17 protein-coding genes, 1 tRNA gene and 1 rRNA gene are annotated in these 22505 nt (G+C 29.0%); all 19 read right to left on the reverse strand.

Translation table 11 applies throughout. The annotated features are described in order from the left end of the window. A 16S ribosomal RNA gene (locus F594_RS0105715) occupies positions 1–95 on the reverse strand; the annotation flags it as partial. A gap of 249 nt (positions 96–344) precedes the next feature. Next, entirely contained in the window at positions 345–1244 is a 900-nt protein-coding gene (gene rocF / locus F594_RS0105720) for an arginase (protein WP_019034871.1), read from the reverse strand. A 118-nt stretch (positions 1245–1362) separates the two neighbouring features. Continuing rightward, positions 1363–2346 (reverse strand): biotin synthase BioB, encoded by a 984-nt coding sequence (bioB, locus tag F594_RS0105725; protein WP_019034872.1) that lies wholly within the window; start codon positions 2344–2346, stop codon positions 1363–1365. Between the two features lie 67 nt (positions 2347–2413). Then, positions 2414–3052, reverse strand: a complete 639-nt coding sequence (gene trmB / locus F594_RS0105730) for a tRNA (guanosine(46)-N7)-methyltransferase TrmB (RefSeq protein ID WP_019034873.1) — start codon at positions 3050–3052, stop codon at positions 2414–2416. A gap of 257 nt (positions 3053–3309) precedes the next feature. After that, positions 3310–3386: transfer RNA gene (locus tag F594_RS0105735), tRNA-His, on the reverse strand. Between the two features lie 50 nt (positions 3387–3436). Then, a complete protein-coding gene (gene rdgB, locus F594_RS0105740) occupies positions 3437–4021 on the reverse strand; it encodes an RdgB/HAM1 family non-canonical purine NTP pyrophosphatase (RefSeq protein ID WP_019034874.1) in 585 nt (194 codons plus the stop codon). After that, the gene (gene rph / locus F594_RS0105745) at positions 4018–4734 is read right to left on the reverse strand and encodes a ribonuclease PH (RefSeq protein ID WP_019034875.1); all 717 of its coding nucleotides are present in this window, start codon (positions 4732–4734) and stop codon (positions 4018–4020) included. The genes rdgB and rph overlap by 4 nt, the downstream gene beginning before the upstream one ends. A 10-nt stretch (positions 4735–4744) precedes the next feature. Continuing rightward, the gene (locus F594_RS0105750; protein ID WP_019034876.1) at positions 4745–6148 is read right to left on the reverse strand and encodes an N-acetylmuramoyl-L-alanine amidase; all 1404 of its coding nucleotides are present in this window, start codon (positions 6146–6148) and stop codon (positions 4745–4747) included. A gap of 13 nt (positions 6149–6161) precedes the next feature. Further along, on the reverse strand, positions 6162–7139 hold the full coding sequence (locus F594_RS0105755; protein WP_019034877.1) for an AIR synthase family protein: 978 nt from the start codon (positions 7137–7139) through the stop codon (positions 6162–6164). A gap of 18 nt (positions 7140–7157) precedes the next feature. Beyond that, positions 7158–8411 (reverse strand): hypothetical protein, encoded by a 1254-nt coding sequence (locus F594_RS0105760; RefSeq protein ID WP_019034878.1) that lies wholly within the window; start codon positions 8409–8411, stop codon positions 7158–7160. Between the two features lie 7 nt (positions 8412–8418). Further along, positions 8419–9120, reverse strand: coding sequence for a prepilin peptidase (locus tag F594_RS0105765; RefSeq protein WP_019034879.1), 702 nt, complete (start codon positions 9118–9120; stop codon positions 8419–8421). After that, positions 9121–9507, reverse strand: a complete 387-nt coding sequence (locus F594_RS0105770; protein WP_019034880.1) for a prepilin-type N-terminal cleavage/methylation domain-containing protein — start codon at positions 9505–9507, stop codon at positions 9121–9123. Positions 9508–9634: 127 nt separating this feature from the next. Further along, entirely contained in the window at positions 9635–13315 is a 3681-nt protein-coding gene (locus F594_RS0105775; RefSeq protein ID WP_019034881.1) for a phosphoribosylformylglycinamidine synthase, read from the reverse strand. Between the two features lie 114 nt (positions 13316–13429). After that, positions 13430–13552, reverse strand: a complete 123-nt coding sequence (locus F594_RS0105780) for a hypothetical protein (RefSeq protein WP_004825684.1) — start codon at positions 13550–13552, stop codon at positions 13430–13432. A 72-nt stretch (positions 13553–13624) separates the two neighbouring features. Next, complete coding sequence (locus tag F594_RS0105785) at positions 13625–15100, reverse strand: C69 family dipeptidase (RefSeq protein ID WP_019034882.1); 1476 nt, start codon at positions 15098–15100, stop codon at positions 13625–13627. A 318-nt stretch (positions 15101–15418) separates the two neighbouring features. Continuing rightward, positions 15419–19696 carry an acyl-CoA dehydratase activase-related protein gene (locus F594_RS0105790; protein ID WP_019034883.1) on the reverse strand — a complete coding sequence of 1426 codons (4278 nt, stop codon included), beginning with the start codon at positions 19694–19696 and terminating at the stop codon, positions 15419–15421. 258 nt (positions 19697–19954) lie between these two features. Further along, positions 19955–20125 (reverse strand): DUF362 domain-containing protein, encoded by a 171-nt coding sequence (locus F594_RS0105795; protein WP_004825682.1) that lies wholly within the window; start codon positions 20123–20125, stop codon positions 19955–19957. Positions 20126–20399: 274 nt separating this feature from the next. Then, entirely contained in the window at positions 20400–20927 is a 528-nt protein-coding gene (thiT, locus tag F594_RS0105800) for an energy-coupled thiamine transporter ThiT (RefSeq protein WP_004825687.1), read from the reverse strand. Positions 20928–21132: 205 nt separating this feature from the next. Continuing rightward, a complete protein-coding gene (gene scfB / locus F594_RS0105805; protein WP_019034884.1) occupies positions 21133–22482 on the reverse strand; it encodes a thioether cross-link-forming SCIFF peptide maturase in 1350 nt (449 codons plus the stop codon). Positions 22483–22505 lie beyond the last annotated feature (23 nt).

Below are 22505 nucleotides of genomic sequence, written 5' to 3' on the forward strand. Positions count from 1 at the left end.
CCCCGAAGGGTTCTGTTAAGATTTCATCGCTCGACTTGCATGTGTTAAGCGCGCCGCCAGCGTTCGTCCTGAGCCAGGATCAAACTCTCAATTAAAAATTTGTCTAACTCAAAAAATCATTTCTGATTTACGAATTCTGGTTTCTTTGTTCTTTCGAACTGCTTTGTGATTTATTCTTACACTATTTAATTATCATGTTTCTTGGCTACTTTTGAAGTAGCTTTTTTATTATATATCCCTCTTGCATTTCTGTCAAGTATTTTTTACAAGATTTTTAAAGAGATATAACTGTCTTAGACAGCTTTTATAGTCTAACATTTATAAAATGATTTGTCAATATTTTTTTATAATAATTTTTCTCCAAACAAACTTTTAGCAATATCTATTGCAAGTACTGAAGTTTGACTTTTTATATCCAATAAGGGATTAACTTCAACTAAATCTACACTTGTTATTAAATCTGATTTAGATAAAATTTCTGTCAATAGGAAAATTTCTCTTGGTGTTAGACCTCCGTTTTTTCTAGTTCCTGTACCAGGAGCATATATCGGATCCACAACATCTATATCTAAGCTTACGTGTATGTGGTTTGTTTTTTCATTTAAATATTTCAGTGCTTCTTTTGTTACTTTTCCTATAGAGTATTCATCTATTTCCTGTAAACTGAAGGCTTTTATGTTATAGTCTTTTAGTACTTGTCTTTCTTCCTTATCTAAATCTCTTAAACCTATATATACTAAATTTTTGCTTTTTAAGAAATTTTTATTTTGTCCTATGTTCGATAATTCTTCGCATGCGAGCCCCATAATTGCAGATAAACTCATGCCATGAATATTTCCTGAAGGCGATATTTTTTCGTTATTTATATCACCGTGTGTGTCTATCCATATTACTCCCAAATCTGGATAATTGTTTAATGCAGCTTTTACTGAACCTATAGCTAATGAATGATCTCCTCCCAGTACTAGGGGTAAATTTTTATTTTTTATTATTTCATCCACTTTGTTATATAATTTTGTGCAGGCTTGTTTTACTATCTGATAATTTTTTAAATTCTTAGGACCTATTTGGTCTTCGTAGCTATTTGATACTTCTATATCTCCTAAGTCTTTAATTTCCAAATCTAAACTTTTTAGCTCTCTAATAAGTCCATTTAGTCGCAAAGCGCTAGGTCCTAATCTAGCTCCTCTTATTGAAGCTCCCATATCTAATGGTAGCCCTATTATTGATATTTTTTTGTTCATAAGTACCTCTATTTTTCATTATATTTATTAGATTATATGATTATTACTTATTTAATGTCAATTATGTTTTCATAAAAAAAGATCGACATATTTTATGTCGACCAGCTATAAATAATCATTAAGATATTAATCTTACTTTGTAGTTTAGTGATTCTATCATTTTTTTATCATCATTTATTGTAACACCATGTGTTGTTAACATATCTCCTGTTATGGCAGCATTGGCTCCCGCTTCAAATGCACTTTTGCCAAGTCCAGCCATATTTGCACGACCACCTGCCAATCTTAGGGTGGCATCAGGTATTACAAACCTAAAAACAGCTATAGTTCTATTTATTTCTTCTTCTGATAAAATTTCATTATTTTCTAAAGGAGTGTGAGGTATTGGGTTTAAAACATTAACAGGTATTGAATTAACTTCTAGTTCTTTTAATTGATATATCATGTCGAGCCTATCTTCTCGTGATTCTCCCAATCCAATTATTCCACCGCTGCATATTTCCATATTCGCTTTTTTAGCAGCTTTAATTGCCTTTATTTTTTGATCATATAAATGAGTTGTACAAATACTTGGAAAAAACTTACGTGATGTTTCTAGATTATTATGAATTCTTGTTACCCCTGCTTTTTTTAACTTTTCAAATCCCTCTTCATTTATAAGACCACCAGAGATACAAACCTCAACAGGAACTTGTCTGTGTATTTCTTCAACAATTTCGCATACATTATCTATATCTTCACTGCTAAGGTTCTTTCCACTTGAAACTAATGAATATCTCGGTACACCTTGATTATATTTATCTATAGCATCATTTACAATTATATCTTTACTTAATAGGCTATATGTTTTAACATCAGTGTTGTAGAAAGCTGATTGAGCACAGAATTTACAATTTTCCGGGCATCTACCACTTTTAGCATTTATTATAGTGCACATATCGAAAGAATCCCCACAAAATTTTTCCCTAATTTCTTTAGATGCTTGTGTCAACTCCTTATAATCAGCATTATATAAAAATCTTGCATCTTCTCTACTTATTTCATATCCATCTAGTACTTTATTTTTTAAATCTTCAACAGTTATTTTTTCCAAAACTTGCATTTTCTCAACTCCTCAAAAGTATTATACTTACTTAAGAAAAGATTGTCAATGTATTTTCGTAATAAGGTTAACTGTATTTTTCAAATACTCCTAAACAAATGGGCTTGTTTTCAGCTCTCCATTTTTTCTCATATTCTGTTTCTATATTTAATGGATAATCTTCTTCCTTCATGTTAAAATCACTAATTAATCCAACAAATTTTTGCTCTTGGAAATATTTTAATGAGTCCTCAAAAAATTCCTTGTGATCTGTTTTTAAATATATTTGCGAACCTTCTTTTAAAATTATTCTATATTTTTCGAGAAAATCAGGATAAGTTAATCTTCTTTTTTGATGCTTTAGCTTTGGCCATGGATTACAAAAGTTAATGTATATTCTTGAAACTTCATCTTCACCAAAATATTCAAGTATATCTTTGGCATTCATTGGTAAAGCTATTACATTTTTAAGATTGTAATCTAAAATCTTTCTTGTAGCATATATGAAAGCATTTGTTTCCATTTCTATCATAATATAGTTGATATTAGAATTTTCTAATGCTGATGTTGCGGTAAAAGTACCCTTTCCAGCACCAATTTCTAAATATATATCATTATCATTTCCAAAAACATCCTTCCATTTACCCTTATATTTTTTTCCATCAAATATTACATAAGGATTTTCTTTCATTTCAGGAATTGCAAAATGTTTTTTTCTTAATCTCATAAACCACCATAAAATACGGTTTCCCGCTACCCTTTCCAATAAATATTTATTAATTATAAACTGATATAGCCCCTAAGTCAAATTAAATTATAAAGATAATTATATTAATACATTTTATAAGATTATCTTTAAAAACTCTTAAACTAAGGTTAAATTGCTTATTATTATAATGAATTTTTATAAATAAACATTAAAAAACCACCTTACGCCATTTTTTACTTTAATAAGTAAAACACAGTATAAGATGGTTTTAAATATGGGGTGGATAGTGGGAATCGAACCCACGATCTTCAGGACCACAATCTGACGCCTTAACCAACTAGGCCATACCCACCACATAAGAGCATATTTATAATAACAAAATGTTATATCTTTGTCAAGACTTCATATTAATTCCGTAAAATATTTTTTTAGATTTTCTAAAGCTTTGGCTCTGTGACTGATTTTATCCTTTTCTTGAAGAGTCAATTGTCCAAAACTGATATCATATCCTTCAGGTATAAATATTGGGTCATAACCAAATCCATTAGCACCTTTTTCTTCTTCTGATATATGACCTTTACATACTCCTTCCAAAAATTTAATATTTTTATTGGGGTCAATTAAGCATAGAACTGTTTTAAAATATGCCGACCTGTCATCTTTATCCTTTAGGTTATTTAATAACTTTTTTCTATTTCCCTTTTCGTCATGATCTCCAGCATAACGAGCAGATTTTACTCCAGGCTCACCATGTAGTGCATTAACAAATAGCCCAGTGTCATCAGCTAGTATATATGCATCTGTCATTGAGCTTAAAGCTTTTGCCTTTAATTCCGAATTTCCTTCTAAGCTATCTTTATTTTCTTCAACTTCAAGATTAGATGCACCAATTTCTTTTTTTGACAATATTTCTATGTCAAGTTCTTTTAATACTTCTTTTATTTCTTTTAATTTATTTTTGTTGTCTGTTGATACAATTAATTTCATATATATTCTTCCACAATTTCCATATATTTAAAAATGTCTTTAATTCCTATTTGAGCAAATTTTAAAAATTCTGCCAATTCTTCTGTCGTAAAGGTATCCCTTTCGCTTGTTCCCTGAATTTCAATTATTTCAAATTTATCATTCATTACTAAATTCAAATCCACATCAGCATTTGAATCTTCTTTATAGTCTAAATCAACTAATTTTATCCCTTTTACCTTACCTACGCTTATTGAACCTACTTTACATTTTATGGGATTTACCTCAAGTTTTTTATTTTTGAGTGCTTTATTTACAGCCATTTCTAAGGCTATATAAGAACCGTTTATTGATGTAGTTCTAGTTCCTCCATCAGCATTAATTACATCGCAATCAAGCCAAATTGTCCTTTCCCCCAAAGCCTTTAGATCTACAGCTTCTCTTAAACTCCTTCCTATAAGTCTTTGTATTTCAGTTCCTCTGCCATCCTGTTTGCCTCTAGAAATATCTCTTACTTTTCTTATAACAGTTGAACCTGGTAGCATTGAATATTCAGCCGATACCCAGCCCATTTCCTTGCCTCTTAAAAAAGGTGGAACTTTTTCTTCTATTATTGCAGTACAAACTACTTTTGTATTTCCGCATTCAATCAGAACTGATCCATCAGCATTTGGTACAAAATCAGGACTTATTTTTATTTCTCTAACTTCACTATTTTGTCTGTCTGTTCTCATAATACCTCTATTAATATTTTACATACTTATCAATATAACTATATATACCATTATATAGACCATTAACTAATTTATCTATATAATCATCGTCTGTTAAATCGCTTAACTCTTCATCATTTGAAATAAAACCTAATTCAGCTAGCGCTGCAACTGTTTTTGTTTGATTTAAAACAATAATAGCTGGTCTATTTTTTATTCCACGATTTACAGCTCCAGTTTCTTTTAATAAAGCTTTTTGTAATTCTTGAGCAAAATATTTTTGAACTGTTGATTTAATCTTAATATTTTTTTCTGAAGCATATAAAACTTCTATTCCCTTTGCATCAGTATTATCAGAAGAATTAATATGGATAGAAAGGAAAATATCAGCATTTGTTTCATTTGCCAAACTTGCTCTATCTTGTAACTTTATAAATTCATCTCTTGTCCTTGTAATACTTACATCCATTCCATCTTCTAAAAGCCTATTATAAAGTTTTGTAGCTACTAATAAGGTTAAATCTTTCTCGTGGACTTTATTATCCTTTGAGTTAGCTCCGCTATCTTTACCTCCATGTCCTGGGTCTAAAATAATTCTTACTTTACCATTTACATAAAGATTTTCATTAATGACCTGTTTCTTTTCCATATCTTCAGAGTCAAGGCCAACTGCTTTTAATGCTGATTCACTCTCATCTTCATAAATTTTTTCTGTTAAATATTTAGTTTCTTTAATTTCTTCTTTTGATTGGTATTGATTCTTAACTATGGAATTAATATTATTTAAACTGTTTTTTTCAGGATTTTTTGTTTTAGTCTTTTTAGTTTTAGTCTTTTTAGTTTTATTTTTTTTATTATCTTTCTTTTTTATATTTGTTTTTTTATCATTTTTATTTGTAGTATTATCTTTCTTTTCTACTAATTTTTTCTCATCCTTATCCATAATTGAGTCGGTTTTATAAGAATTTACTTGTGCTAAAAACTTATCTTGATCCCAAGATACATCATATCCAAAAGTTTCTGATAAAAACCTAAGGGGAACCATAGTTTTTGTTCCTTTAGCGTCAATATAATCTACTAGAGCAGGTACTGAATTTTTATCAATTTTAGTTTTTTCATCATTTACAAATACTATGGAAGATCCTATTTGCAGTTTTATATTTTTATCATTCATGCTGATCAAGGCAGTTTTTTTCACATTGTCCCATAAAACATCAGCACCTAAGGCTTCTGTAATTTCTCTAATTGGAACAAAAGTCCTTCCATCTTTAACATATGCATTATAAGTTGTTTGTAAATCTTTACCATCAATCTTAACATTGCAGGAATTTACATTGTAGTTTTTCTTCTTAATTTTTACTGGAAAACTGTTTTTAGCACTTGTGGATATTATTAACATTGCAAAAACGGTTAAAATTAATAATAATTTTTTCATTTTATCCTCTAATTTATATTATTTTATAAAGTTCATCACTTGCAGGTACAGGGATTTCTATTTTTTTGCCATTATCAATTAGAATTTTCTTATCCTCTTCTGTAACTTTACCTATTTGCGTAATTTTTATATTTTTTTCTAAGCATACTTTTTTATAAGCTTTAAAATCTTCTTCATTAAAAACCATAAGCATAGAACCTGAAGATATTAGTCCATATATATTTATATTATAATGACTTCCTATTTTTTTTGTTACATCTTTTACAGGTATTTTAATATTATCTACTTCTATACCCTTACCAATAGCTTCAGAGCATTCCCATAAAGCTCCGTATATTCCACCTTCTGTTACATCATGCATATATTTTACATTAAAATCTACTGCAATTTTTGCCTCTCTCAAAACTGATAGATCTTTTATATCTATTGACTCTTTTCTTAAATCATCCTCGCTTAAAAATTCATTACCTTTCTCTTCCAAAATAATTGAAGTTCCTTCAAGTCCTATATCCTTAGAAACAGCAATTACATCTCCAACTTTAATTGAGGATATGTCGGGCATTTTATTTTTATTTACTCTTGCTATGACAGTAGTTGTCATAACAATTTTATTTACAGCATCCGTAACTTCTGTATGACCACCAATTATTTCTAAATTATTTTGTCGGCACGCTCTATCTGCATCCTCCATAATTTTGTTTAAGTCTTCAAGTTTAGATTCCGCTGGCAATAAAATACTAATTAAAACACCCACAGGGTCTGCTCCTTGGCAAGATACATCATTAACTGAAATATTTATTGCCAAATAGCCTAAATTTTTATTAGCTCCAGTAATAGGATCAACAGATGTAACAATCAAATCTCCATTAAAATCTAAGACTGCTGTATCAATCCCTATTGATGATTTTGTTAAAACTTCTTTTCTATGTGAATTTATATTTTTAAAAACATATTTTTCTAAATCATTATTTGATACTTTTCCAATTTCCAATTATATCACCTCTATATACTAATCATTTTTTAGCTTTATTTCAAATTTGTAAAGTCCATCTTCTAAAGTCAAATTTTTATCATTAATCGTATATTTATCGAAAACTGATAAATTATCCTTATTTTGAGTAACTCCCTTAACAATAATAAAATCTTTACCATAAATATAATCAGTAAAAAGCAAGTCCTTATTTTCAAGCTCTTGTATTTTTATAATTTTTGATAAAAACTTTTCATTAGCTGACTGTTGAGAATCACTTGAAAGGTCCTGATTAACTTTTTGTTCATGAATAGGTTTTTTATTAATTTTTTCAGAGAGTTTTGAAATATCTCTGTCTAACTTATTAATATATAATAAATTAGCAAAAATTAAAAGTAAAAAGACAAATGTTATACATAAGGGTTTCCAATTTATATCCTTTTTACTTTTGGACTTATATGAAAAATTCTCTAATTTATTCAATAGATATATATATTTAATTTTATTTAAATCTAAATTATCTAATATATCAGCTTGACCTAATATACCTGTGAAAAATACAGGTTTATTTGATGTGAAAGAAGTAATTTTATTTTTATAATTGCTTAAAATATTAATTAATTTTAAAGAAAAATCTTCATCAATAGTCTGATTTTTTTGGTCATATTTACCCATTAGTATATTTGTAATATTTGGAGTTTCAAGCTTATTATTTTTAAAAAGACCAAGTAATTCAGGCATAAAAATATAATCAAATTTTTTCCAAAGTCCATCTTTTATCTCAATAAAAGATATTCCATCTAAATTAAAGTCAATATACTTGCCATCTTCTTTAAAAATCCTATTTGACGGCAAGATTTTAAATAAATTCAATTTAAACTTATCAAATATTTCTTCAAATTTACTGTAAAATTCTTTAGGAATAAGATATATAGATAGCTCCATAATATTATTATAGGTTTTGTAATCATAATTTATTATATAATCTTGCATATTTAAATTTCCGTAATCCTCTAAATCAAATTTAAGGAAATCATCTAAATCTTTTTCTTCTATTTTGGGAATCTTGTAATTAATATATTGAATATCACAATTTGTTACAAATAATATTACTTTAGTATTATTTGGAATTTCCATATCTTCAATATATTTTTTGAGTAAATAAAAGAAATGATGATAGTCTTCTACTCCTTTTAAAGAATAAATGTCAATTGGTAAGTATTTAATTTCTGTCCTAGACTTATACTTTATATATAAGTATCCAGTTTTTAAATAAATATATAAATAATTCATAAAAACCTCACATCATTAATTGAAATAAAATTGCAATAGCAATAAAAGGTCCAAAGGGCATCTGAGTCTTTAAGCCTTTTTTATAAAAAATAATTAAAAAAATTGCAAATATAGCTCCGCTGACAAAGGATAAGGTGAAAATTTTAAGTAAGTCCATATAAGAATTTGCAAATAATCCGCTAACAAAAGCTAGTTGCATATCACCAAGCCCCATTTGTCTTGTAAGTATGATGATTATTAAAAAAATAAAAGAAATAATAAGTGCAAATTTTAGAGATTGGAGTACTTCCCCATGATTTAGGATTATAAATAAAATTTGCAAGATTATTAAAAATATTATATCCATGCTATAGATATATGTAGTTTTAAAATCACAATAGGAAACTAAAAATAAAATGGAAACCTCCAGTGCCCTAATTATAAAATTAACTGAAAGTCCATAAAAAAAGAAAGACACAAGAAAAATTAATCCGTAAGTTATTTCAAAAGTTAATAAATCTAAAGGTAGTTTAGTCTTGCAATAAGCACATCTGCCTTTAAGTTTTATATACGAATAAATTGGTATCATATTCCAAAATTTAAGCTTCTTATTGCAATTCAAACAATAAGAAGCCTTAAAAATAAAATCTTCTTTTATTTCTCTTCTTGTAAAGAATAAATTGAAAAAAGAACCAAAACAAGTCCCTAAAATAAATATTAAAAAATACATCTATTTTCCTGTAGTATTATCTGCTACTATTTTATTATTTTCTACCTTTACAAGTCCAGGACTAACAGTTATTTTTCCTTCAGTCACATTAATAGAAAAACTATCTGCTCCTGAACCCTTTGCAGGTTTTATTTTGTCTGCATCCTCTAAATAATCTTTTAAATCACTAACAGTAATACTTGTAGACTCTGGATTATCTATAAGATACAATACCGCTGCATTTTTGATTGTCTTAACATTTGAATTATGAGCTGCTGCTTGTGCTCTCAAATTTGTACCTCTATAAGATAAAGCTGCCATAGTTATTAATATAGCAATAATTGAGATTACAATTACAAGTTCAAGAAGTGTAAAACCCTTCTTCTTTTTATTTAATAATTTTTTCATAATAATTTACTCCTATTTATATAATACTATTATATTAAAAACAAGTAATTTAATTTAACAAATTTTTAATGATATAATTCAAACTTATATGTAATTTGAGAGAAGAAATATTTTCTTCTCTCAAAAATTATTTTTTAAAAAACTCTACTCCACTTTTAAAAATATTTTGGTATTCAACTGAATCAATGTTTTTATAAAGATTTTTATCTACACGTTCACAGTGACCCATTTTTCCAAAAATTTTTCCATCTTTAGATATAATTGATTCAATATTTAAAGCTGAACCATTTGGTGCATTTTCATAAACTCCAACAATTTGGTCATTTTCCATAAGAGAGTTTAAAACAGATTCCTCAGCATAAAATCTCCCCTCACCATGTGAAATTGGCATTCTATAAACTTTTCCTTCTTCTAAAGTATTAAGCCAAGGTGAATTATTAGTTAGAATTTTAATATTTTCAATAGAACTAATATGCCTGTTTACTGAATTAAAAGTTAGCGTTGGGTCGTCTTCTTCCATTTCCTTTATATGACCATAGGGAAGAAGTCCTGTTTTTACAAGGGCTTGGAATCCATTACATATACCAAGAATTAATCCATCATTTTCATCAAGCATGTATTCTATAGCTTCCTTAACTTTTGGAGACCTTATTACATTTGCAATAAATTTTCCAGAACCATCAGGTTCATCACCCATAGAAAATCCTCCTGGTATAGCCAAAATTTGTGCATTTTTAATAGCTCTAGCAAAAATATCTAGAGATTCTTTTAAGTCCTCATCAGTCCTATTTCTAAACAAGATAACTTGAACTTTTGCACCTTCATTCTCAAAGGCTTTTTTAGTGTCCCATTCAGAATTTGTTCCAGGGAAAGCTGGTATAACAACTTTTGGAATATCTACGCATTTTCTTGATTTGAAATTTCTCTTATTTGATTTTTTTATTTCTAATTCTTTTAATGGACTAGAAGCCTTAGGTGGATATATAGAATCGAAAGTGTGCATATATGATTCTTCTAATAATCTTTCATTTAACTTAACACCATTAACTACTATATTTTCTGCAAAATCTCCTATATTTTTAATAAATGGTCTATCTTCTAAATATTCCACAATAAATGAGCCATATTTAGGAGAGTATAAATCATCTAATTTAACATCAAATCCACTTCTATAAAGGGCATTTTCATAAATCATAGGTAAGGTTCCCTTATGAGTAATGGCACAAGCAGAAATTATATTTCCAGCCAAAATTTCTTTGTGTATATTTTCAAAATTATTTTTTAATTCATGTAAATTAAGTTTTCCATTTTCATCATAATCTAAAGATACTAAACCTATCTTACCCTTGCCCTTAAAATCTGGAGAAATTATATGTTCTACATCTTCTGTTGTAACTGCAAAAGAAATTAATGTAGGTGCTACATCAATACCCTCAAAAGTACCACTCATGGAATCTTTTCCTCCTATTGGTGGTGCATCAAAGAAATATGATGCTTCTAAGGCTCCCAATAATGATTTTAGAGGCTTAGACCAAGCTTTTTCATCAGTCAATTTACCGTAAAATTCTTGGAATGATAATCTTATCTTATCAATTGATGCTCCACTGGCAACTAATTTTGATATTGATTCAATAACTGCATAATATCCACCTAAATATTGTGACTGGATAGATAAATCAGGATTAAACCCATAAGTCATTAGAGAACTTGTTAAAACATCACCTTCAAATGAAGGAATTTTTGCAACCATTGCTTGAATTGGTACACTTTGTTTTTTTCCACCTAAAGGCCACAAAACAGTAGCTCTACCGACAGATGAATCGAAAAGTTCAATTAAGTTTTTCTTTGAAGCAATATTTAATTGTCCCAAATAATCCTTTAAATTACCCGCGTCTTTATCAGAATTAAAAAGGAACTTTGCAGGATTTTCTGATTCTACTTGTACTTTTGTTTTTCTATTTGCTCCAGTAGAGTTGATAAAATCATAGGACATATCACAGATTACTTTGTCCTTATAATACATAATCATCCTACCAGTATCTGTAACCGTTGCTACATGAGTAGCTTCAAGATTTTCTTCCTTAGCTAAGTTTAAAAACTTTTCCTTGTCTTTTTCGCCAATAAGTACAGCCATTCTTTCTTGAGATTCAGAAATTGCAATTTCTTTAGGTTTTAAACCAAGATATTTTAGTGGAACTCTATCTAGATGTATTTCAATGCTCTCAGATAGTTCACCTATAGCTACACTTACTCCACCAGCGCCAAAATCATTACATTTTTTAATAAGTTTTGCAGCATCTTCTCTTCTAAATAATCTCTGAATTTTTCTTTCTTCAGGTGCATTACCTTTTTGGACTTGTGCAGATTCAGTTTTTATTGAAGATGTTTTGTGAGATTTAGAAGAACCTGTTGCTCCTCCAATTCCATCTCTTCCAGTTTTTCCACCAAGTAATATAACAATGTCGCCTTTTTGAGGTTCTAATCTTTTTACATTTTCAATTGGTGCTGCCGCAATTACTGCTCCTGCTTCTAATCTCTTAGCGACATAATTTGGATGATAAATTTCATCAACAAAACCAGTAGCAAGCCCTATTTGATTACCATATGATGAATAACCCTTTGCTGCCTCTGTGCAGATTTTCTTTTGTGGTAATTTTCCTTTTAAGGTTTTATCAATTGGTGTAAAGGGGTCAGCCGCTCCTGAAATTCTCATTGCTTGATAAACAAAAGCCCTTCCTGAAAGTGGGTCCCTGATAGCACCACCTAAGCAAGTACTTGCTCCTCCTATCGGTTCTATTTCTGTGGGGTGATTGTGAGTTTCATTCTTAAACATTAAAAGGAAATCTTTATATTTAATATCTCCATTAAAATCTAATTTAACCTTTATTTTTATGGAACAAGCATTAATTTCACTTGAAACTTCTAAGTCATCTAATTTGCCACTTTTTCTTAAATATTTTGATAAAATAGTACCAAAACTCATAAGGCTAATTGGTTTTTCGATATTTAATTCTTTTCTTAATTTTAAATATAAGTCAAAAGCTTTTTTTATTTCTCTATCTAAGGCAGAAACTTCATTAAAGTAAATATCAAGCTCTGTATTAAAAGTTGTATGTCTACAGTGGTCTGACCAATAAGTGTCTATTATAGCTAGTTCAGTTTCATTAGGGTCTCTGTTTTCCTTCTTAAAGTAAGTTTGAAATACTTTTAAATCATCAAGACTCATAGCTAAATTTTGATTATTTAAAAATTCTTCTAATTTAGAGTCATCATATTTTGTAAAACCATTAAAAACAATATTTTCTAAATGCTCATCAGATACCTGTCTTTCTTCTAATAAATTATCATCAAGTGACACTTCATGAGAATCCACAGGATTTATTAGAAAATTTTTAATCTTTTCTATATCATTGGAATCTACTCCCATAATATCATAGCAAAGGCTGACTTTTGCCTTAACTTTTTTATCCGTAAATAAAGCTATTGTATCTAACAAACCTTGTTCTCTTTGGTCAAATTGACCAGGTAAATAAGAAACTCTAATAGGATTTTCAAAAATTTTTTCTAAATTGTCTGCTTCTTCTCCATGAAAAATTAAATCTACAGGTTTTTCAGCTAAAATAGTATATAGAATTTTGTCAAGTAATTCATCACTTATATCCATATCATATCTTCTGTACACTTTTAAATCAGCTAACTTAATTTTTAAAGAATTTTCAATTTCAGCCTTTGTAGATTTAGAAAGAAAATCTAAAGAATCCTTTTTTCTTACATAAACCTTATTAATCTTTACATCTTTATTTTGCATATTTCCCCCTAAATACGAATATAAACCCCAGCATTTGAAAGATTTTTTACTGGTAAGAATTGGAATTATGTTATTTCCAATAAAAAAATAGAGAACCTTAGAAAGACTCCCTATTTAACTCATAAAATAAATATCTAATTTTGAAAAAGAGGCAAAAATTTCCCATCCAGGTTCAAAGTCCAAAGGAATTGAATAAAATGCAACTTTAATTGTATCAGTTGTATTAATTATATTCATGAAAAATACCTCCAAATAACATATTAATTATTATATCATAATATTTTATAATTTTGAATTTAAAAATTTATATTAAGCATCTGACCTTGAAAAGGAATTGGTCATATTATTTGAACCAATCCACAGTACCTTATCAAGAAAATCACGGCTAGCTTCTTCAACAAAGTCTGCGAAATTTTGATTAGCTTCTTGGAAAAATGCTTCTATATCTTTTGGCTTTTCTTCCTTGAATTTTTTATCAGTATTATTGATATGCTCCATAGCTTTATTTGCAATCAAATTTTGATATCTTTCACAGGTATTAGAAGTATCCATATAATTTTTATCACAAATAGCTGCAATTAACCTGTTCACCCAATAAAATGAATCAGTTGTTACTTTAGTTTCTGAACTTGCATAATATTTAGGAATAGTATTAACATTTATATATAAAGGAACCATTGCATTAAAGATATTTGATGAATAAGAGAACCATTCAATAGATTTTAACTCATCAGGTAAGTTAGATCTTATTTGAACTAAACCCAATACATTAGTCCTATTAATTCCTATTGGTCTATATTTTTTAGATTTTTCTGCATTACCTTTTATATATGGGTCGTAAGGTGTTTCTTGATAATGATTAGAAAGAGCCCACTTAATATCAACAACAGTAATTTTTCTTTCTGCTACCATTTCAAAAGGAAGATTATCGGATTCTGGACCAAGTTCACTATGTTCTCTCATAAAAGTTGGATTAAATTTTTTTAGTAAAACCCACGCTCTTGGAGTGTTATAGGTGTGGTCAGAATCATCATGTGAACCAAAAGCAAGTCTTGGATTAAAATCTTGATTTTTATCCATTCTAAGGTCTAAATCATACTTTTCAACTAAATCTTTTAGAGATTGTGAACACATGAAATTTTCTTTTTTACCATAAGCATCTGCAAAATCAAAATAATCAATACCTAATTGATTTGGCATAATCACATAAGAATCATCTTTTACACGTCTTGCCATCCAATTATGACCGCCTATAGTTTCAAACCACCAAATTTCATTTTCATCTTGAAAAGCAATACCGTTCATTTCATAAGTGCCATACTTTTCAAGTAGTTTTCCTAATCGCTCAACACCTTGTCTTGCTGTAGAAATATAAGCAAGAGTAACTGTTACAAAGTCCTCTTCACCAAGCCCACCAATAACTTCTTTTTCCTTATCTGTTCCTTTCTTATAAACAACAAGAGGATCAGCTCCTAAAACTCTTTCATTAGAAGTAATAGTTTCAGTTGCTGTCATAGAAACATTTTTTTCATTAACACCAAATGCTCCCCAAATTCCTTCTTTGCGATCAGAGTTTGGGCAGTAAGTATATCTATATGGATTTTCTGGAAGGTCGAACTCAAGATGAGATAAAACTGATTTATATTTTCTTGGTTGGTCCTTAGCCTCCATTACTAAAATTTGTTTAGGACTGTAAAGACCCGCTGGTGAATCTTCATTTCTGGCTACTAGAGTTGAACCATCAAAAGAAGCATTTTTACCAACTAAAATTGTTGTACAAGCCATAATTTCCTCCTTATATATTTTTCATTAATGTAATATTATATACTAAATAATTATAAATTTGTATTAAAAAATAAAGCTTAGTTAAGCTTAGACTAAAAAATAATTTTATACTTCTCCATAATTAAAACTCATATCTTATTATATATTTTAAATTCAAAACCTTTTCAAAAAAATAAAAATAATATTTTAAATATCTATTCCATAAGTTAGATAATAGAAAAATAATATAAAAAGCGTGATTAGAATCCTAACCCCAAAAGTAATACTCAAAAACAACTAATGGATGTTATTTCATCACGCACGCTTTTATTAGATTATTTAATTTTCTAAAGCAACTTTATTTTTCAAGAATCCTCTGTGATATATTGATTTTTCTTGTTCCATATTTTTCTTTGCTTGAGATAACATTAATTTAATTCTATTATATTGATTAACGCTTGAAGCTGAAGCATCAAAATCAAGAGGAATAATATTTGCTTTTTCATATGTCGACCTGATGGCTTTTATGACACCCTTACCAGTTATATGGTTTGGTAGGCATCCGAAAGGTTGAACACAAACTATATTTTCTGTGCCAGATTCTATAAGTTCTACCATTTCACCTGTTAAAAGCCAACCTTCTCCATATTGATTTCCTAAACTTACATACTTTTTCGCATAATCTATGATATTTTCAATTTTTTCAGGTTTTGTAAATCTTGTTCCTTCTAAGGCTTTACTTACAAATTTTCTGTAATATTCTATATAATATATTCCTAAATTACAAACAAATGATGGTAACCAAGATTTTGAAAGTAATCTATATTTGTATTCTTGATTTTTAAATGAATACATCATAAAATCTGTCAAATCTGGAATAACAACCTCAGCCCCCTCATCTTCCAAAACTTTTGCTAAGTGATTATTAGCAGCTGGGTCATATTTAACTAAAATTTCACCAACTATACCGACTTTTGGCTTTTTAATTTTAGAAATTTCAAGCCTCTTAAATTCTCCTACCATAGTATATACATTTCTTATAAAATCTTCTTTTTCATAAGATAAGTCTTTACTTGTAGTTATTTCTATCCATCTATCCCTTAATATATTAGTAGATCCCTTAATAAGTTCATAGGGTCTAGTGGCTAGTGTTAATCTTGAAATTAAATCTGCATAGAGTAAAGCTTGAACAAGTTTTTTACCCATCCTAATTATTTGTTTTCTTGTAAATTTAAATCCAGGGTGAGATTCAATTTCTTGGAAAGACAAACCTATAACAGGTATATGACCATATCCAGCGTCTTTTAAGGCTTTTCTTATAAAGGCTACATAATTTGATGCTCTGCAAGCTCCTCCAGTTTGACTCATTAGAAGTGCCAAATGGTCTGTATCATATTTTCCAGACTTAACTGCATCTATAAATTGACCCACAACAAACATAGAAGGATAACAAGCATCATTATTTACATATTTTAAGCCCTCATTGACAACTTTATTTCCACTATCTTTTAAGACCTTTATATTTATACCTTCAGCTTGTAAAATTGGTTCAAAAATTTCAAAATGTAGAGGGGACATTTGCGGCATTAAAATTGTATAATTTTCCCTCATTTCTTCAGTAAATAATAAAGGTTTTTCATTGATAAGTCCTAATTTATCAGCTTCTTTTTTAATAAATTCTCTCTTTTCTGATGCCTCGATTAAAGACCTCAACCTAATTTTTATGGAACCTAAATTAGAAACTTCATCTATTTTTAAGACTGTGTAGATTTTATTATAGGCTTTCATAATTTCTGCTACTTGGTCAGTTGTAACGGCATCTATTCCACAGCCAAAAGAATTTAGCTGAACAAGCTCTAAATTATCATATTGACCAACAAATTTAGCCGCTCTATAAAGTCTTGAATGATAGTTCCATTGGTCTAAAACCCTCAGTCTAGAATCAATTTCAACATTTCTTGCAACTGAGTCTTCTGAAAGCACAGCTAGACCTAATTGATTAATTAACTCTGGTATACCATGATTAATTTCCGGGTCAACATGGTAAGGACGACCACATAAAACTATACCCTTAATATTTTTTTCTTTAATATATGATAAAGCTTTATTGCCCTCATTGAGAACATCAAGTCTATATCTATCTTCTTCTTGATAAGCAGCTCTTACTGCTCTTTTTATTTCATCGTAAGGTATATCAGTAAATACTTCATTTAACCTTTTTTCTAATCTTTTTCTATCATTAAAAGATATGAAGGGATTTAAAAATACTATATTACCATTTACTATCTTATCAACATTATTTTTAATTACTTCACTATAACCTGCCACAACAGGGCAATTTATGGTGTCATCTGCATTTTTAAATTGTTTTTCTTCATAAAATACTGCAGGATAGAAAATAAATTTTACACCTTTTTCAATTAAATCTTCTATATGTCCATGGCTAATCTTAGCTGGATAACAAGCAGTTTCAGAAGTGATAGTTTCTATACCTTTTTCATAAATTTCTCTTGAGGATTTACTTGATAAAACAACTCTATAACCAAGACTTGTAAAAAATGTATGCCAGAAGGGATAATTTTCATAAATATTTAAAACTCTAGGTATTCCAACTATTCCCCTGGGAGCATATTTTTCATCTAAGGATTTATAAGAAAATAATCTTTCTAATTTATATTTATATAGATTTGGAAGTTTTTCTTCATTACTTTTAACAAGTCCTGCACCCTTCTCACACCTATTTCCAGTAATATATCTTTTTCCGTTAAAAAATATATTAATAGACAAAGCACAGTTGTTGGTGCATTGATGACAATTAGTTGATATAGATTTATATTTAAAATTACTTAGACCTTCTTCATCAATAATTGAAGACTTACCTTGAGATTTTTCTTTACATATTAATGCCATTCCCAAAGCACCCATAAGTCCAGCGATATTTGGTCTTGTAACTTTTACACCTGTTAAATTTTCAAAAGCCCTTAAAACAGCATTTGATAGGAAAGTTCCACCTTGAACCACAATATGTTTACCTAAATCCTTAGGGTCACGAACTTTAATTACTTTTTGTAGAGCGTTTCTAATTACTGAATAAGCTAAGCCTGCTGCTATATCAGTTACCTCTGCCCCTTCTTTTTGAGCTTGCTTTACATTAGAATTCATAAACACAGTGCATCTGCTACCTAAATCAACTGGGTTTTCTCCCATTGTTGCTTGATTTGCGAATTCTTTTGCCGATAAATTAACAGAACGGGCAAAAGTTTCGAGAAAAGACCCACAGCCAGCAGAACAAGCTTCATTTAATAATATTGATTCTATAACACCATCGCTTATTTTCATTGACTTCATATCTTGACCTCCAATATCAAGAATGAAATCTACTTCAGGGTCAAAAAATTTAGCTGCTGTAAAGTGAGCAATAGTTTCTACCTCACCTAAATCTAAATTTAAGGCTGCCTTTAAAAAATCTTCTCCATAGCCTGTGCAACCAGCAGAAGCTATATAGGCTTCATTATTTTTCTTTTTATATATTTCTTTTAATTGTTCAATAACAATTTCAAGAGGACTCCCCTTATTTGATCCATAGTATTTATATAAAATTTCATTATTATCTGAAAGAGCCACTAATTTAGAAGTAGTTGATCCAGAATCAATTCCAATAAAAATAGGTCCTTTATATGAACTAAGGGGAATTTCTCTTAAATTTTTAGTTTTATGGTCTTCTATGAAATCTTCTAAATCTTTTTTATCTTTAAAAAGAGGTTCAAGTGTTGTTGTTTCTTTTTCAATTACTTTTATGTTTGAATTAACCCTATTAAAAAGCTCTATAAATGGCATAGATTTTGTTTCAAAAGAAGAAATCGCAGCACCTAATGCTACGAAAATTTGAGAGTTTTCAGGCACTATAATCTCTTCATCTTTAAGATTCAAAGTTTTAATAAATCTTTCCCTTAACATATTTAAAAAATGTAGAGGTCCTCCTAAAAAGGCAACATTGCCTCTTATGGGTCTGCCGCAAGCAAGATTTGAAATAGTTTGATTAACAACAGATTGAAAAACTGAAATAGCTATGTCTTCTTTTTCTGCACCTTGATTAATCAAAGCTTGCACATCTGTTTTAGCAAAAACTCCACAGCGTGAAGCTATAGGATAAAGTTTTTTATAAGATTTTGCCATTTCGTTCAAACCTGAAGCATCAGTTTGTAATAGAGAAGCCATTTGGTCAATAAAAGCTCCGGTTCCTCCAGCACAAATTGAATTCATTCTTTGTTCTACACTACCTTTTAAGTAAGTAATTTTAGAATCCTCTCCCCCAAGTTCTATTGCGACATCAGTTTGGGGAATATAAGATGATATAGCAACTTTACCTGCTATAACTTCTTGAATAAAATCAACATCTAGTAATTTTGTTACTGAAAGACCACCGCTACCAGTAACAGCACAAGTTAAGCTATCATATTTATATTTATCATAAACTTCATTAATAACATCTTTGACAGTTTTTTTAACATCGGAAAAATGTCTTCTGTAAGTCGAATATAAAATATTAAATTCATTATCCAAGATTACAAGTTTAACAGTGGTAGACCCCACATCTAATCCCATATGAATCCTCATATTATTCTCCTTTCAAATATTAAATACCATCTTTAATATATAACATATATACCACTTTAATTAATTTAAACTCTAAATAAAAATAAAAATTTATATGAAAAATTTAGAGTATGTAAGAAATGAAAATAAATGAATAAGTTAAAAGCTTATATGATGCAAAATATATAAAATAAAAAACTTATATGATAAAAGTATTATACTTTTATTTTTAAAAAATTACAACAAAAAAGCGAGGCATATAGCCTCGCTAAACCTTACTTAGTCTTCAGGTACTGGTGCTCCTACAGGGCAAACTCCTGCACATGAGCCACAATCTATGCATTGGTCTGGATTTATTTGATAAATATCTCCATCACTAATGCAATCTACTGGACATTCTGCTTGACAAGCGCCACAAGCGATACAAGCATCTGTAATTTTATAAGCCATAGTACACCTCCATAAATTTTATACCTTTATTTGTCTTTATGAATTAATGATAGCATATCTTTAATATTTTATCAAATATTTAGCGTAATATTTTGAAAATAGAAATAACTATCAATTACAAATTAATTAGCGTAATTACTTAACTTACTAAGATTAATCATGGTGATTTACTAGGCTTTTTTATTTAATTATCAAAAACCATATATTAGTAATAACCAATACTAAATGGTTATTGTTGATGATTAGCTCATAAGGTTTTATTTTTATATAATACCTATTTCATAGAATCATATACTTTACTATATATAAGAGCGACTATAACAAGTGTAAGTATTGTTTCAGGAATCATATAAGTTCCATTATAAGTTAAAGAATAATACCATGGAGCCATTCCTGGTGGTGTATAAGATGCCCAAACCAAAACTCCTGACAAAAATAACATTACAAATCTTAATATGCAGGCTACAAAAGTTCCTAGTAAAGCACTTGTTAGATTTTTCTTTCCACCAAATATTCCAGCTAAACCTAATACACCAAATCCCAATAAATAATCAATTATTATTGATAATGGATGAAGTGAAAAAGTTCCACCTAAAACAAATTGTAAAAGTCCATAAACAATGGCTGCTAAAAATCCATCTTTAAATCCATATACTAATGAAAAAAGTATTATGGGAACCATTGAACCGGCTGTTATTGAACCACCTTGAGGCATCTCAAAAACTTTTACATAAGATAAAACCTGTGACAAGGCTATACATAAACCTGCCATTACTAAATTTTTTGTACTTCTTCTTTCCATATTTTCCTCCTTTAGAACAAGGTTGGAAAATAAGAACCTTAATTAACAAAAGAAAAAAATAGAGCCGAGCCCTATTTTAAGTCCTTATTCCTCACTACGCCAGTATTACCTGGATCAGCTTAAGGGTCGAGATATTATCTCCTCTCAGCGAATGCTCCCCTGTTCTATTATATTTATTTATATAAACAAAATTGTTTATAACAGATTAATCTTGATTTGCTACAATTGATATAGCACATTCAATTCTTTTCTTTTCCATTTCACAACCCACTTTATAAGGTTTTGATAGGTTTTTATTAGCATAATAAGCATTAGCGTGACAACCGCCTGAACAGTAATATCTAGCCCAACAATCTGGACAATCTTCATTAGTATATACATTGGCACACTTAAATGTATCACGAAGCTTAGTATTTACAATACCACTGTGAATATCTCCCAATTTAAACTCCTCTTCACCTACAAATTGATGGCATGGATAAATTTCTCCATCAGGAGTTACTGCTATATATTCAGAACCTGCTCCACATCCAACAGTCCTTTTAATAACACAAGGTCCTTGACTTAAGTCTATTATGAAATGATAAAAAGAAAATTCTTTGTCCTTTTTCTTGATATCAATATATTCTTTTGATAATTTTTCATATTCTTCTAAAATTTTATTTAAATGTTCTGCTCTAATGGCATATGGTTCTTTTTCATCAGTAACTACTGGTTCAATAGATGTTTTTTTAAAACCTTGCTTATAAAATTCCATTAAATCTTCAGAAAAATCTAAATTTTCATTAGTAAAAGTACCTCTAATAAAATAATCTTTATCTCCACGTTTGGAAATTAGTTTTTTAAATTTAGGCACAATTATATCAAAAGACCCTTTTCCGTTTATTGTAGGTCTCATATAATCATTAACACATTTTCTACCATCTAATGAAAGTACGCAGTTATCCATATTTTCATTTATAAAATCTATCTTATCATCTGTTAAATAAGTTCCATTGGTTGTGATTGTAAATCTAAAATGTTTGTTGTATTTTTTTTCTTGAATTCTTCCATACTCTACAAGCTTTTTTACAACTTCAAAATTCATTAAAGGTTCTCCACCGAAGAAATCCACTTCAAGATTTCTTCTATATCCAGAACTTTTAATTAGAAAATCAAGGGCATCTTTACCTGTTTGTAAGTCCATCAGTAATCTTTTTCCCTTAAAATCACCTTGTGAAGCAAAGCAATATTTACATCTCAAATTACAATCATGCGCAACATTTAAGCACATGGCTTTAATAATGTTTGCGGGATTATACATGGGCTTTAAATATTTAGCATCTTCAGTAAAAAGCATTTCTTCATCTACTAAAAATTTAACTTCATCATAAGCTTCTTCAAGTTGGACTAAAGGAAATTCGTCCTTATACTTGCTTAAAATTTCAGTTCTTGTCAAATCTTTAAAATCATCAATTATTTTGTATACTGCTTGGTCTACAATATGAACAGAACCTGAAGGTATATCAAGCACTATATACTTACCATTTAAATAAAATTTATGAATATTTTCCATCTTTTCTCCCAATTATTAACATT

It is taken from the genome of Peptoniphilus lacrimalis DSM 7455 (assembly GCF_000378725.1).
Classification (GTDB): Bacteria; Bacillota; Clostridia; order Tissierellales; family Peptoniphilaceae; genus Peptoniphilus_A; species Peptoniphilus_A lacrimalis.

What these genes read in the sequence shown, in the direction of transcription:
- rocF (WP_019034871.1), bottom strand. Translation starts at nt 1,244, where the DNA reads ATGAACAAAAAAATATCAATAATAGGGCTACCATTAGATATGGGAGCT.
- bioB (WP_019034872.1), bottom strand. Translation starts at nt 2,346, where the DNA reads ATGCAAGTTTTGGAAAAAATAACTGTTGAAGATTTAAAAAATAAAGTA.
- trmB (WP_019034873.1), bottom strand. Translation starts at nt 3,052, where the DNA reads ATGAGATTAAGAAAAAAACATTTTGCAATTCCTGAAATGAAAGAAAAT.
- rdgB (WP_019034874.1), bottom strand. Translation starts at nt 4,021, where the DNA reads ATGAAATTAATTGTATCAACAGACAACAAAAATAAATTAAAAGAAATA.
- rph (WP_019034875.1), bottom strand. Translation starts at nt 4,734, where the DNA reads ATGAGAACAGACAGACAAAATAGTGAAGTTAGAGAAATAAAAATAAGT.
- F594_RS0105750 (WP_019034876.1), bottom strand. Translation starts at nt 6,148, where the DNA reads ATGAAAAAATTATTATTAATTTTAACCGTTTTTGCAATGTTAATAATA.
- F594_RS0105760 (WP_019034878.1), bottom strand. Translation starts at nt 8,411, where the DNA reads ATGAATTATTTATATATTTATTTAAAAACTGGATACTTATATATAAAG.
- F594_RS0105765 (WP_019034879.1), bottom strand. Translation starts at nt 9,120, where the DNA reads ATGTATTTTTTAATATTTATTTTAGGGACTTGTTTTGGTTCTTTTTTC.
- F594_RS0105770 (WP_019034880.1), bottom strand. Translation starts at nt 9,507, where the DNA reads ATGAAAAAATTATTAAATAAAAAGAAGAAGGGTTTTACACTTCTTGAA.
- F594_RS0105775 (WP_019034881.1), bottom strand. Translation starts at nt 13,315, where the DNA reads ATGCAAAATAAAGATGTAAAGATTAATAAGGTTTATGTAAGAAAAAAG.
- F594_RS0105780 (WP_004825684.1), bottom strand. Translation starts at nt 13,552, where the DNA reads ATGAATATAATTAATACAACTGATACAATTAAAGTTGCATTTTATTCA.
- F594_RS0105785 (WP_019034882.1), bottom strand. Translation starts at nt 15,100, where the DNA reads ATGGCTTGTACAACAATTTTAGTTGGTAAAAATGCTTCTTTTGATGGT.
- F594_RS0105790 (WP_019034883.1), bottom strand. Translation starts at nt 19,696, where the DNA reads ATGAGGATTCATATGGGATTAGATGTGGGGTCTACCACTGTTAAACTT.
- F594_RS0105795 (WP_004825682.1), bottom strand. Translation starts at nt 20,125, where the DNA reads ATGGCTTATAAAATTACAGATGCTTGTATCGCTTGTGGCGCTTGTCAA.
- thiT (WP_004825687.1), bottom strand. Translation starts at nt 20,927, where the DNA reads ATGGAAAGAAGAAGTACAAAAAATTTAGTAATGGCAGGTTTATGTATA.
- scfB (WP_019034884.1), bottom strand. Translation starts at nt 22,482, where the DNA reads ATGGAAAATATTCATAAATTTTATTTAAATGGTAAGTATATAGTGCTT.